Origin of the sequence: Kiloniella litopenaei, assembly GCF_000982415.1 — a bacterium.
GTDB lineage: Bacteria > Pseudomonadota > Alphaproteobacteria > Kiloniellales > Kiloniellaceae > Kiloniella > Kiloniella litopenaei.
Window position 1 is genome coordinate 24,283 of the sequence record NZ_LANI01000002.1, and the last position, 12,558, is coordinate 36,840.

Genomic DNA, 12,558 nt, shown 5'->3' on the forward strand with positions numbered 1-12,558 from the left:
CAGTCTTCGAACACACGCAATAAGGGAGAGATCGTGATTAAGAAGTTTATTACCGCGTTTATTTTTATACTGCTTGGCACCGGATATTCGAACGCATTTCCAACCCACGGCGACCTTATTTACGACGCCTGTAAAAATGGAAAACAGGTCGGTAAACGCGTCTATCTTGAAGGTGAGTTGCTGACAACACCCGATAACCTTTTGGCTGCAAAAAAAGGCATTTATTGTGCTGGCTATATCATGGCCGCAGAAGATGATCTTAGAGAAAAAGAAGCAGTTTGCTTGCCTCCTCGTAGCAGTAAAGTTTCTATTAATGCGGTGATCGATTACTTCGAAAAGCATCCAGAGTTGAAGAAAAAGAACGCTCGAATTGCCGTGGATGCTGCGATTAAAGCTAAGTTCCCTTGCCCTTGACCATAAGCCAAGAAAACACCTGAGATGAATCTTATAATTTCCGTCATAACCGCATCTGGCATTTTGCTTTCTGGGACGACCTTTGGAACTATCGACAATAAAACGCCATTCCCGCGCCCCAATACTGGTGGTGCCCTCTATGCCCAGTGCAGTCCACCTGCAGAAACACCCAAAGCCGAATATGGCGGCCTTTATTGCGGTGGTTATATAATGGCTATTCACGATAGCCTCAAAGAGCGGGTTGATTTTTGCACCTATGGCGATCCGACCAGCTATTTTGTTGATCAGGTTATGGATTATCTTAAGGCCCATCTTGAAGAATGGTCTCAGAGTGCTCCCCCCCTGATACGCAAAGTATTGATTATGGAAAATGACTGCTAGTTTCAGCATAATTTCCGCCTGAAGATTATCGCGCATCAATAAAGTCCCGTCGTTAGGTCGGACAGGCCGGAACCGTCTGTGTCGCCTTCGGGGGTATAGGGGTTGTCCTGGTCCTGCCAGTCCGGGGTCAACTTGCAGTCACCACAAATCCGCATGCCGATCCATTCGCTTTTAAAGGTCTTTTGACAGGAAAGGCATTTGCGTTCTTTCGCTGTGCTTTGGCTACCACCTTGACTATCGGGGCGGGAATGCTGGCTGGTCTTGCGGGCATAGCGCTTGACCCGTTCCACACGCGCGGGATCAACCCGCAAAATCACATAACGATCGCGATGCGGGCCAAGGCATTGGATCACCCCTTTTGCCACCAGTTCCTGTATATGTTTGGGAAAGGAGTTCACCTTTGCCATACCGCTGTTTGTTTTCAGGACGTTATAGGGCAGCTCCTGCCCCGGGGCATCGGCCAATGCCTTGAACACGGCATAGGGCGTGGGCGTTAGCTGGATTTTCGCGTCTTGCGACTTTATCCCGATAGTTTGGGCAGGTGAAAATCCGATAGAACAATCGGGCTGCAAGTCTTCGGCGGGTGTATATTTCATTTATAGATCAATCCCTTATTTCTAATTTTTTTCTGGATGTCTTCTGGATGTCTTCGGGGTGTCTTCTGGGTGTCTTCTGGGGGGAGGGAGCTTGCTCAGAACACTCCCTTAACCCTGAACCGATTGGTCCTGAGGAAAGGTGCTTTCCGTCTTTTCCGTCTGAACCACGGGACGTCTTGGCAAAAGAGACAGGCTCAAGGCCCGACGTGACAACGTGGCGCTTGCGCAAATCCCCTTCTTGAAGCCCTGAATTATCAAAGCGGGGGGGCAGCACAGATGGTAAATGTATTAAATCCCCCATCCTTTGAACTTGTTGGCGGTAAAAATCCTGCCAATCATTCCGGCGTATCATTCATCCCCCTCTTCGATCATCAGCGACCTCAAGCAAGCATCCGTGAACACTTTTTATTGCAAAGTGCGAAAAACCATATAAATTGTTCATGATTTGTTCTTATTTTCATATAAAAGTTTCCTTTTTGGAAACTTATGTGGCAACAAATTTAGCGGGTTCAAGCGAGACAGAAGACCGAAAAGATGGACACAATAGATACAGCGATAACTGTCTGATAGTAATTGCTTCTGAATGCGGTGAAATCGTTAGTATAAGTTCAGTTTCTGCTTGACTTGATGTGAAAAATGTATCCATAGTGGAAACCGAAGTCAAGAAAAATGTATCCATTTTGTAAACTTTATTTTGTCGATTCTGGATACTTATGAATTGACACGAACGAAACAAGACCGGTCAAAACAGACCGATGCACAAGAACAGAGTGCTTTTTGATTTGGTAATGTGACAGATAGTGTGTGCGGTAGTTTATGAAATATACCAACGGGATAAAATCGTCAGGCTGATGATATGGAAAACAGAATTAAGGAAATACGCACAGAAAAGGGAATGACCCTGCAACAGGTTGCGGACAAGGCCGGAACGACCAAGGCACAGGTGATGAAGCTGGAAAAGGGTGATCGGCGCTTGACCGACGTCTGGATGGTCCGCCTCTCCATCGCCATGTCCTGTGACCCAAAGGAGTTGCTCAACACCAATCGCAGCACCCGCCAGTCTATTGATACCAACAAATCTGATGATGCTGATGGAACAGGCCGTTTTGATGACGATGTTTCAGGGCGTAAACCTGCCGGAACGACTTCTCCCCCCCCTGCTCGTCCTCTTGCCCCGGCATCTGGCTGTGAGCCAGTGGCTGAAATTGCCGTACGGGGGGGCATGGGTGGCGGTGGTGAAGCCGGGGTATCCTATAGCGACGATGGACAGGGTGGCGTTGCCATTGCCGATGATGTCAAAGGCAACTGGTTCCTGCCCACGGAATACCTGCGATCTGAACTAAGCGTCAGCCCCGTCGCCGCGCGCATTATCGAAGTACAGGGGGATTCCATGACCCCGACACTGGTATCCGGCGACCGCGTGATGATTGATACCAACGACCAGCGCCCGACCCCACCGGGTATCTTTGCCCTCTGGGATGGCTTTGGCGTTGTGGTCAAACGACTGGAACTGATCCCCAATTCCGACCCGCCCCTGCTGCGGATCAGTTCAGACAATGCCAATCACAAGGAATACAAACGCACCATCGAAGAGGTAAACATCATCGGCCGCGTCGTCTGGTACGGCCGCCGGATGTAGTGGCCAGAGGAAAAACGATCAACGAAGACACACCCAAAAAAAGAAACAATACAAAAATAACTATGAGCCGCAAAATCCACTTACGCCACCTGAAAGAAACATCTTATAGATCAAGAAAAGCCTTCTGAAACTATGCAAAATAATAGGATATACTTCATGCACGCCAAACTAACACTTGCCGAGCGTATATGTAGCAGTTTTTGGTTTGGCATCGTCGCCCTAATATCATTATCTTCAGCCCTCGCCAGCATTGGGTTCCTGATGGCTACTCCCGCCAGGGTTCTTGCATCTTTTTTCTTCGGGGGCTGCTGTGCTGTTTTTTTTGTTCCCGCCGCGATTTTGAACCCAAACGAATTTTCGACAAATCGCGCACTAGCGACCGGGGCTTTAACCACTTTCTGTTCGGCAATCCTCATTGCTATAGCTATAGGAATCCTCTCTGAGAATAGTAAAGTCTGGTATAGCAACGACCCGGGCAAAATCCTGTTAGAGGACATAAAAGTTACACTGATTCTCATACTTTCAGGCTCTATACTTTCCATACCCTTCAGTGTGATTGGTGTAGCTGCTGCATCTCTCTTTTTTCACATGGTAACCAAACGTCGAAAAAAGCTAGCCCCGGAAATAGATCCGGATGTGTTTGAGTGATCCCGACTAATGACACGAACTCACAAGTTTCAAACAAATCACAATCGAAACCCTCTCTTTATTCCCATGGGGCTATTCCTATAATTACCGTGCAAGTAATATGACCGCCGGGTATGCCATACCTTATAAGATAGAGGCCGTATTCATGAAGTCACCATCTTGAAGGAGGTAATTTCTGCTAGACGGCAACTATGACGTTTAATAAAGTCGCTTAATTATTATAATAAAAAACAATCCTCTATCACCTTCCCCAAATGGGGGATGTTTCTTTGTAACCTAGGTATACACTTGAACAATAGAATACTCTTTTTAGCGAAAATAACTGCTTACCATCCTGACGATTAGAAAAACCACATATGTCTTACAAAGTTTTCCGCCTGATTATTGGCCTCTATTGGGGACTTGCCAGTTATTATTTTATTTTGTTTGTCCTGGACTTCGGGATCGACAGCCTGTACCCACAGCGATCCTTTGACGATGTTATTGGTATCCGCCAACTTTCGTCTTTCCTGATCGCATTTACGGTGGGGTATTTTGCCCTGCCCCGCTTTTTGAATGATCAGCAAGGCGCCAGACGCCGGGCCTTTATGGGGGGCATGCTTTGCTTTGCCCTGACAATGTTTCTGATCAATACCGTTGTGATATTGACCAGTGACTATGACAAGATCCAGTTTTTCGGTCAGGAACCTTCTGATCTGTTAAAAGTGCTTTTCCATCTGTCAGGTGCTTTGATTTCATCTGCTATTGTCTCGCCATTTGGCGGTCTTTTTGCCCTTATAGCTTTAAGGGTTCTTCCAACACCGACAACCGGGGCAACACCAACAACCGGGGCAACACCGACAACGGGGCCAACATCTAAGCAACCGGACAGAGATCAACCTTTAAGCCAGAGCAACCAATCAAAAATCAACTGAGCTGAAATCACACACCATGAACCCCAAATTCACACTTGCAGAACGCGTTTGCAGTGGTTTTTATTTCGGTATTGTTGCCGCCCTTTCACTATCGATTATTTTCGCAGACATTCGCCTTCTAACCCCAATTTTCCTGGGTGGCCTCTGTAGCGGATTTTTCATTCCCGCCGCCATTTTAAACCCCACGGAATATAAGACCCTGCGCGCCATAGGGGCCGGATCATTGACCACTCTCTGTGCCGCTCTGATTACGGGGCTTTTGATGGGTGTTTTTTACGAAAGCGGCCTAAAGCTTACCAATTTCAGCAACTACAGCTACGCAAAGCTTGTAGAACAGGTAAAAATGACATTTTTTTTCATGGGTTTTGGCGCAATCTTTGCCATTCCCTATAGCCTGATCGGGTCTATCGCCGCGATAGCTCTCTCCCACGTCCTCACCAACCGCCGAAAAAAGTACGCCCCCGAAATAGAACCAAGCGTTTTTGAGTAGCGATAGGAACTTTTCAGATCTGATACTTTGTTCAGCCTAGGATTCTAAGGATAAAATTATTGCCCGGTAATGATCAAAAGGCTCTGGTTCATGACACAGGTACATCGTGCATCTTTGCATCCTTCGCCCACTTCACGACCCGCTTCTACACAATCTGTGCTTCCCTCGGCAAAACTGGAACTGACCTATCCTTACCTTTGCGGGCAACGGGTTGCCGCCGAGTTTGATGCCCGTGTTGCTGTCGGTCTCGAAGACAACGTTCTCTTGATTGGTGAAATTGAACTCTATGGCTTTGACGCCAATAATCAGGGGGCCTATGAAGTTTGTGCCGACCCGTCCCTTTGCAATCTGATCCGGCGTTATATTGAAGCATCGGTAACAGAGCGGGATCGAGCCTATGAAGTTTTAGGTCATCACAAAGTGGCCGATAAAACACAGCCTTTCCGGTTGCCTGATATCCCCGCCAGATCACGGGAACCCCAATCCCCCGCGCGATCCCCAAAGCAGGATTTTAGGTCTTTTGTTAATGCCTATGCCAGCAGCTTTGTTGTTCCACCAAATGATACACCTTGATGCCTGGATTAATACCCGGTACATAATCGGTACAAATCTTTACGCGAAACTGTATTCTTACAGGATCAACACTGCCCCCAAATACCTATATCATAAGACAAAATTAAGATTTTCTTGATACGATCAGAAGATGAAAAAGTTCGGTACCATCGCCCTTGTTTCCACATTTCTTTGCAGCTGTATTATAAATTTTTCAATTATAGTTCAAGCACATGCACAGGATGGCAAAGCTGATTCCGCGCGCTCTCTGCATTTGGTAACCGAAGAATACCCCCCTTTGAATATGAGCAGAGATGGTCTTATTACCGGACTGGCAACCGAGTTAATCCGTCTTGCCGCCCATGAAAACAATATTAAACTAAAAATTGAAATGATGCCGTGGAAACGGGCTTATCATATCGCCAAAAACCGTCCCACTGTTTGTATCTATTCAACATGGCGCACTGCGGAACGCGAAGACCATTTCACCTGGATTGGCCCGTTGGCAAAGGATGCCTGGTCCTTTTATGCACCCAAAGATGCTTATATCAAAATCTCTTCACTGAAAGACACCTATCGCTATCGTGTTGGCGGTATTGACGGTTGGGCCTTTACCCAATACTTGCAACAAAATGAACATCCACATCTTGATTTAATCGCCGTCGAAGACGAAACGAACGCCCGGAAATTACAGACAAGTCGCATTGATCTTTGGGCAACCGGTCGGATTTCAGGCCAGCAAATTATCAAGGACCAAAAAATATCCAACTTTGAAGAAGTCTTTGCGGTCCGTGAAATCGGCTTGTGGCTGGCTTGTAACCCCCAAACAAACCCCGATATTATTCACGACCTGCAAAAAACACTGGATAAATTTGAACAGAACGGCACTGCACAAAAAGTCAGGGCCACGTTCCAGTTTAATTAAAACCCTATCCCCTTACCAAGATACAATTTTAGCTGGCAATTTATTTTTTTTAATACTTTTTTTACACACCACAACATACAATAGTATGCGAACCTCTGCTGTGGCCCTTAAAAATCTAGCCGCCTCAGTTCGATTTCATAGCTAGTAATGAAGCATACACCCTGAACAACAACAGGGTGAAGGAGACACCATGAAGCTAAGTTTTTTCACAAACCTTGGCATACGATTTCAAATCTTGGCGATTTGTATTCTTTCCCTTGTGGGTTTTATCGCCGTAGGTAGCGTCTTTCTGATCAGTAATCAGGTCAGAAACGGATATATTTCCAACCAGGATAAAGCACGTCATGTTCTGGAACTGGAAGAAAACCTGGATAAAAAGCTTTTGAACGCACGTCGCCGTGAAAAAGATTTTCTGTTGCGTCTGGATAAAAAATATGTCGGCCAACACGCAGAAGTTATGACGGAAATAAACCAATATCTGAGTGAGCTGGAAGTTCTATCCCACACGCCAGAATTCACAGGATATGTCAACGATCTGAAAAATCTGTCTGCGAACTATGAAGCACAATTCAAAACAGTTGTTCACGATCTAGAGGAAATCGGACTGAATGAAACCGAAGGCCTTCGTGGTGAGCTTCGCGGTGCCGTACACAATGTCGAAGAACGTCTGAAAAACCTGTATAATTCCGAATTAACAGTGCTGATGCTAATGATGCGTCGGCACGAAAAAGATTTCCTCTTGCGGAATGATCCAAAATATATTGGCCGTATTGGGGAACGTATCGATGAATTTAGAACAGAAATGAGAGCATCTGGTATCACCAGCAACGATGCCAAGGAAATCACAGACCTTCTGGGCAAGTATCAAGCCGCTTTCAACAAGCTTGCAGATTTGAAACTTACCTTGGAAAAGGATCAAAAGAAACTGAGTACCGTCTATGCCGAAGGTATTCCAGCGCTCTACAAAATGGAAGAAGCTGCCAACGCTGATTATGAAATGGCCAAGGAACAGACAAAGGCCAACGCCGAGATGACAATCCTGGTCATGGCGTCGGTTATCCTGATCACGGCAATTATTGTATTCGCCATTGGCTGGTGGATCAGTACTCTTCTATCCCGTCCGATCCAGGGGCTGACCTCTGTCATGGAAGATTTGACAAATGGCAACCGCGATATTGATGTACCCAACACTGATTCAACCAACGAACTGGGCAAGATGGCAAATGCCGTTCTTTTCTTTAAAGATCAATTGATCGAAAACGAACGTTTGAACCAGGAACAACAGGCCGCTCAGGAAGAACAACTGCGAAAGGCAGAAACCCTGCGTGATTTGATTGCCAACTTCGATAGCGAAGTCACCAATGTCATATCCCAGGTTGACCAAGCCATTGACACCATGTCAAAAACGGCCCCGACCATGCGCCAGGCCGCAAGTGAAGTCAAAGGCAAATGTGATATTTCTGCGCAGTCCGCAACCCGTGCAACAGAAAACGTACAAACGGTTGCCACGGCATCCGAAGAGCTTTCGGCCTCTATCAAGGAAATCGGTCGACAGGTTGAACAGTCCACCGACGTCACACAAGAAGCTGTTCAGCAAGCTGATACAACACGCAATATTATGTCAGAGCTGGCAGAATCAACCACGAAAATTGGTGAAGTCGTCGGTCTGATTACCGATATTGCGGAACAGACCAACCTGTTGGCCCTGAACGCCACGATTGAAGCCGCCCGAGCAGGTGAAGCGGGCAAAGGCTTTGCCGTGGTCGCCAGCGAGGTGAAAAACCTGTCCAACCAGACGTCGAAAGCAACAGACGAAATTGCGCTACAGATCAATGGCGTACAGGCCGCATCCATGCAGGCTGCCGAGGCGATTACAGGTATCACAACAACGATCCAGCGTGTGCATGAAATTGCATCGGCTATTGCCGCCGCAGTCCAGGAACAGGCCGCGGCAACATCGGAAATTGCACGATCTGTCGAAGAAACCGCGGGCATTGCCCAATCCATGCGTCAAGATCTGACCGAAACGTCTGATACAGCCCAGAACACTGAACAGGCAGCGGGTAATATGCTGTCCACTGCTGATGATCTGACAAATCAGTCAAATGTTCTCAGCACGTCCATTCAGACGTTCCTCGGCAATATTCGTTCCGCTTGATAGAAAATTTGGTGGATGAGGCCGCATTTGTCTTTGGCCCCGCTCACCAGACAACTTAAAAAGCAGGACCCTTTTAATCAGTCTTGAAATCAGAAACAGGTCAGTCCGTTGTCGGGCTGACCTGTATTTTATGGGCATCTGGTGTCCCAGAAAAAGTGACGAATTGCGACCCCGCGCCCCCTTGTTCTGATTTCCGTCCAGGACACTCCCTTATTTCTTTGGTGGCGAAAATCCTCTAAGAATTTGGCCTTTAATTGCTCTGGTTTCTAATTACTCTGGTCTTTAATTACTGTGGCCCTTTATTCACCAATTTCTTGAACCTTGCTGTCAAACCATGTCGGGTAATCGTCAATGACCTGCCCCGGTTTAAGCTGCTCCAGTTGCGTCAATGCTTCTTGTCGAATACGTTCCCGTTCAGCGTGGTAATAATCGCGTCGCACGGGGCTAATATAACGATCGGGCACACCCTTGTTCAGCTTGTCATAGAGACGCTGTACACCCGGGGGAATCATGGAAATATTTCGGTTGATATCAACCTGCGCCACGGCCAAGGCCTGACGTATTTTTTCAACGGGCAAACCGGTTATCCGTTCCAGCGAATTCAACTGTGCCTCAATGGTGCGCACCATTAGTTCGGCACGCCAATCCACCCGTTTTTGCAACAGATCATCAAAATAAGCAACGGTGCTCATTTTCGCAGATACCAGCCAGGAACTTTCAACAATAAGCTCTTTTTCATCACCCGCGGCCCCGACAACCGACCTGGCTTCGTCCGATGACAGGTAAACCCCGTTATTCAGCCCCGGCCCCTCATATCGGGTCAAGAGCTTGTCCCAACTGACCTGTTTGGGCACTGTAATGCTCCAGCTTTTTTCACCAGGTTTGTTTGGAATACCCAAATCAAGCTCTACGCCATAGCGTTGATCGGGGACCTCTTGATCACGCAGGATCAGCTTGAGCTTCACATCGTACAGTGCCAGCTTTGACCAGCTTTCTTCGGACAACTCACTTAATCGCGCCCGCCCGCCGGGCACTGGCGGAAGCGGTAAAAAAGCATTGGACAAGATATTCCAGATCACCTGTCCCTGAACGATGGCCTGTGCCCCGCCGTTCTCTATCCGCCATCGATAGGTGTAATCAATGCTTGGCAAAAAGCCGTTCTGCTTAGTCTTTTCCAGATCGGTCTGTGCACTGTCCCAACGCAGGGTATTGAACGACAAAAACTGGTGATCGCCTTCACCGCGACCAAATATATCGGCGCGGGCAACAGATCCCGTCACGCCCATGGCTGTTATGCTAATAATACCAGAGACTATGGCCGATTGTAACAAGCCACGCCTTAATACCCCGACACACAGCTTATTAAAGGGGAAACCCATCCATAAATCGTTCAATTTTCCAGCCATGTGTCAACCTCCTTTACAAAAAGGTTTACCCGCTGCAACCGGCTATAGTTCAATTCGTTTGGCTGTAATTGAACCGCCCCCGTCTTCAGGGGCAACTGACTTTCTTCGGCAAGTTGGAAATAGCCTTCGATCAAGTAACCAGATGCCAGGGGCAGGACAAGTTTTTCCGCTTCGACAAAGCTCCGGACCTGTGGAACATAATGTGCACCGGAACTAAGCAGGGCAAAAGCAACACCACCGTATAAGGCATAGCGGAACCGATAGCGACTGAACAGGGCGCAAACAAAAACGGCGATCAACACAACACCCGACAGGATAGAAATGTTAACCCACTCCTGCCAGGCCATGGCTGGCGTCAACAGCGGGGAAACCAATGCCAACGCAGGCAGGGTAATATAAACCGCCAGGACAATGAGGCCACTGACAAATCCCAGAAAACCCCCGCCGGACCTTTCGTCAACATCGCTGTCCCAGACATAGGGCGACGGGTCCCGCTTGTCATACGTTCCCTTATCGTCCAAATTTGGATCATCTAAATTTGGGTCATCATGCAGATTTGGTGATTTGCCTTGTAAATTACCCGCCCGATCCTTTTGGCGACTTTTGGTCCCCTGATCCGTCACAGGTTTTGTCCGACCATCCAGGGGCGAAAAATCATCCAGATTAATGCCCCCTTGTTCCATGCCAATATCGGCCGTCCCCTGTTTGACTTCAGGTTTTTTGTCTTGTGCCTCTAAATCTCGCGCTTCTGCATCATTAGAAAACGTTTCTGTTGCCTCTTCAGCCGCGGGGGATGTTCTTGGTCTGGTCAGCTTTTCCAGCAATGGTTGTTCGGCAAACAGGGGCTTTTCGACCAACAGAATAACATCTTCGTCTTCCTGATCCCGCTCGCTCAGATAGCTGTCCAACGAAACATCGGATGAATCATCCGACGAATTTTCATCCGCGTCCTTCTTTTGTGACACGCCTTTCAAAGCATCGGGATCATTAGGCTCCCCGTCGTGCAGCATTTGATGATCCCCGATTTGATAATCACCGGTATCAGTTTTCGGAACAGATTGATCAGACGTCGTGGCAGCGGACGATTTTTCAGCAAGAATTCTTCTGACGGCCTCGTCAAAATTTGCAGTTTCAATCAAAAGGGATCGTTCATCCAGCGGGGGATCTTTTTTACGAAGGCTATTAACAAAAACTTGCCGTGCCCGAAGCAGATAATCGACCAGATCATCCGTTTCCATATCATGTAATGACGGCAAGCCCTCTTTTAAAACTCTGACTTTTTCTTCTGGCAACCTCTACTCCGGCCCGTTTTTGCACACTTTTCACAAACAAAGCAGCTTTCCGAATTTACCCCGGAAACCCTGTCACCCTTTGGCTGATCCCAAGGTTTCCTGGCTGACTTTCGGTATCTACCCCCATAGATAAAGTCAGTCTAATCGGATTTTGCCCCCATACGCCGTCTATTGTTTGCACCATCTTCTTGAAACATAGGTTTTCTTGTCATGCATCTTAACCCTGTTCCCACAAAAAGGGAGATCTTTTTCATTTTTCTTGATCTCCCCCTTATTCCCGAATTTTTGTCCCGCCATTCACACAGGCAACACTCACACGGAAATACTCACACGGGAATACTGCGGGTTTTATCCAGACACCGTCGCTCAAAATGATCAGCCTGATAGGGCATGACAAGCTCTGGCTTGTCTTCTGCGTAGATAACGTCCAGATGATCATGGGGAAAAGCTTCCCAATAGCTTTTCTGACCAATCTGCTTGGCAAAACTGGTCTCGATTGTTTCCCCCTGATGTTCAAATCGCAACAGCACATAGAACCCGCGGCCCATCCGGGATTTGGTCCCCATGACCTTGGCCTTTGCCACCCGCCCATGGCTATAAACATGAACCATATTTCCAACCATTTCGATCAGGGTCCACCAGATATACAGCGCAATCAGGGTTCCAAAGATCACCGGAATGGTCAGATCAGGGTTAAATGAAAAACCATTCGCAGGGCTAAAGACAACCGCCCCCATCACCCATAAAATCACCCCGGCAACAACAAGGGCCAAAAAGCTGTAAAAAAGATAACGCAAAAAATAATAAGAAACAGCATCAGGCCTGATATGACCCGCAGCTTTCAGCTCTCGATAAAAGGGTAAAAAATCCCGCGCCCCGATTTTCAGGAATAGTTCAAATAAAGCTGTCATGAAAAATCTTGGAAGAACCTTGGATGATGAAAACAAACACAGGCGACAGTCTGCCTTTCCCTGCTGCCGATGGCAAAGGTATTATCGCCGTTTGATACGTTTTGTCTAGCGTACATCAACGAAGCTGATGGTATGAACGCTGCCCCTATCCAACGCCGAACTATATACAATGCAGCAGGTAATTAACTAATTAGTAGCAAAGGCAAAATAATATCAAGATCAGTTAAGGCAC

The 12,558-nt window shown here is 47.3% G+C and carries 14 protein-coding genes; 9 read left to right on the top strand and 5 right to left on the bottom strand.

Features of this window, described 5'->3' with window-relative positions; translation table 11 throughout:
- The first annotated feature begins 33 nt into the window (after positions 1-33).
- Together WH95_RS01755 and WH95_RS01760 are read left to right on the top strand one after the other, a co-directional pair.
- On the top strand, positions 34-414 hold the full coding sequence (locus WH95_RS01755) for a Rap1a/Tai family immunity protein (protein ID WP_046502242.1): 381 nt from the start codon (positions 34-36) through the stop codon (positions 412-414).
- A 24-nt stretch (positions 415-438) separates the two neighbouring features.
- Entirely contained in the window at positions 439-795 is a 357-nt protein-coding gene (locus WH95_RS01760; protein WP_046502245.1) for a Rap1a/Tai family immunity protein, read from the top strand.
- A 35-nt stretch (positions 796-830) separates the two neighbouring features.
- Here WH95_RS01760 and WH95_RS01765 read toward each other — a convergent pair whose 3' ends face one another.
- Both WH95_RS01765 and WH95_RS01770 read right to left on the bottom strand, forming a co-directional pair.
- Positions 831-1,391, bottom strand: coding sequence for a hypothetical protein (locus WH95_RS01765; RefSeq protein ID WP_046502248.1), 561 nt, complete (start codon positions 1,389-1,391; stop codon positions 831-833).
- A 7-nt stretch (positions 1,392-1,398) separates the two neighbouring features.
- Positions 1,399-1,743, bottom strand: coding sequence for a hypothetical protein (locus WH95_RS01770; protein ID WP_046502249.1), 345 nt, complete (start codon positions 1,741-1,743; stop codon positions 1,399-1,401).
- Between the two features lie 504 nt (positions 1,744-2,247).
- Here WH95_RS01770 and WH95_RS20335 point away from each other — a divergent pair.
- The 7 genes from WH95_RS20335 to WH95_RS01805 all read left to right on the top strand — a co-directional run bounded on the left by WH95_RS20335 (position 2,248) and on the right by WH95_RS01805 (position 8,717).
- The gene (locus WH95_RS20335; RefSeq protein WP_052741708.1) at positions 2,248-3,030 is read left to right on the top strand and encodes an XRE family transcriptional regulator; all 783 of its coding nucleotides are present in this window, start codon (positions 2,248-2,250) and stop codon (positions 3,028-3,030) included.
- Positions 3,031-3,186: 156 nt separating this feature from the next.
- Positions 3,187-3,678 (top strand): hypothetical protein, encoded by a 492-nt coding sequence (locus WH95_RS01780; protein ID WP_046502251.1) that lies wholly within the window; start codon positions 3,187-3,189, stop codon positions 3,676-3,678.
- A 356-nt stretch (positions 3,679-4,034) separates the two neighbouring features.
- Positions 4,035-4,592: a hypothetical protein gene (locus WH95_RS01785; RefSeq protein WP_046502254.1), complete on the top strand. Its 558-nt coding sequence runs from the start codon at positions 4,035-4,037 to the stop codon at positions 4,590-4,592.
- 16 nt (positions 4,593-4,608) lie between these two features.
- Positions 4,609-5,082: a hypothetical protein gene (locus tag WH95_RS01790; RefSeq protein WP_046502256.1), complete on the top strand. Its 474-nt coding sequence runs from the start codon at positions 4,609-4,611 to the stop codon at positions 5,080-5,082.
- 90 nt (positions 5,083-5,172) lie between these two features.
- Positions 5,173-5,655, top strand: a complete 483-nt coding sequence (locus tag WH95_RS01795) for a hypothetical protein (RefSeq protein ID WP_157845857.1) — start codon at positions 5,173-5,175, stop codon at positions 5,653-5,655.
- Between the two features lie 130 nt (positions 5,656-5,785).
- Positions 5,786-6,559, top strand: a complete 774-nt coding sequence (locus WH95_RS01800) for a substrate-binding periplasmic protein (protein WP_046502260.1) — start codon at positions 5,786-5,788, stop codon at positions 6,557-6,559.
- Positions 6,560-6,749: 190 nt separating this feature from the next.
- The gene (locus WH95_RS01805) at positions 6,750-8,717 is read left to right on the top strand and encodes a methyl-accepting chemotaxis protein (protein ID WP_046502262.1); all 1,968 of its coding nucleotides are present in this window, start codon (positions 6,750-6,752) and stop codon (positions 8,715-8,717) included.
- 299 nt (positions 8,718-9,016) lie between these two features.
- Here WH95_RS01805 and WH95_RS01810 read toward each other — a convergent pair whose 3' ends face one another.
- From WH95_RS01810 to WH95_RS01820, 3 genes are all read right to left on the bottom strand, one after another.
- Entirely contained in the window at positions 9,017-10,123 is a 1,107-nt protein-coding gene (locus WH95_RS01810) for a hypothetical protein (RefSeq protein WP_046502265.1), read from the bottom strand.
- Positions 10,108-11,415 carry a hypothetical protein gene (locus tag WH95_RS01815; RefSeq protein ID WP_157845858.1) on the bottom strand — a complete coding sequence of 436 codons (1,308 nt, stop codon included), beginning with the start codon at positions 11,413-11,415 and terminating at the stop codon, positions 10,108-10,110. The genes WH95_RS01810 and WH95_RS01815 overlap by 16 nt, the downstream gene beginning before the upstream one ends.
- A gap of 326 nt (positions 11,416-11,741) precedes the next feature.
- Entirely contained in the window at positions 11,742-12,326 is a 585-nt protein-coding gene (locus WH95_RS01820; RefSeq protein WP_046502269.1) for a hypothetical protein, read from the bottom strand.
- Between the last annotated feature and the right edge of the window lie 232 nt (positions 12,327-12,558).

Bases quoted from the DNA above. Each gene is read 5' to 3' on its own strand.
- WH95_RS01780 (WP_046502251.1), top strand. From the start codon at position 3,187: ATGCACGCCAAACTAACACTTGCCGAGCGTATATGTAGCAGTTTTTGG.
- WH95_RS01785 (WP_046502254.1), top strand. From the start codon at position 4,035: ATGTCTTACAAAGTTTTCCGCCTGATTATTGGCCTCTATTGGGGACTT.
- WH95_RS01765 (WP_046502248.1), bottom strand. From the start codon at position 1,391: ATGAAATATACACCCGCCGAAGACTTGCAGCCCGATTGTTCTATCGGA.
- WH95_RS01805 (WP_046502262.1), top strand. From the start codon at position 6,750: ATGAAGCTAAGTTTTTTCACAAACCTTGGCATACGATTTCAAATCTTG.
- WH95_RS01820 (WP_046502269.1), bottom strand. From the start codon at position 12,326: ATGACAGCTTTATTTGAACTATTCCTGAAAATCGGGGCGCGGGATTTT.
- WH95_RS20335 (WP_052741708.1), top strand. From the start codon at position 2,248: ATGGAAAACAGAATTAAGGAAATACGCACAGAAAAGGGAATGACCCTG.
- WH95_RS01795 (WP_157845857.1), top strand. From the start codon at position 5,173: ATGACACAGGTACATCGTGCATCTTTGCATCCTTCGCCCACTTCACGA.
- WH95_RS01810 (WP_046502265.1), bottom strand. From the start codon at position 10,123: ATGGCTGGAAAATTGAACGATTTATGGATGGGTTTCCCCTTTAATAAG.
- WH95_RS01800 (WP_046502260.1), top strand. From the start codon at position 5,786: ATGAAAAAGTTCGGTACCATCGCCCTTGTTTCCACATTTCTTTGCAGC.
- WH95_RS01760 (WP_046502245.1), top strand. From the start codon at position 439: ATGAATCTTATAATTTCCGTCATAACCGCATCTGGCATTTTGCTTTCT.
- WH95_RS01770 (WP_046502249.1), bottom strand. From the start codon at position 1,743: ATGATACGCCGGAATGATTGGCAGGATTTTTACCGCCAACAAGTTCAA.
- WH95_RS01790 (WP_046502256.1), top strand. From the start codon at position 4,609: ATGAACCCCAAATTCACACTTGCAGAACGCGTTTGCAGTGGTTTTTAT.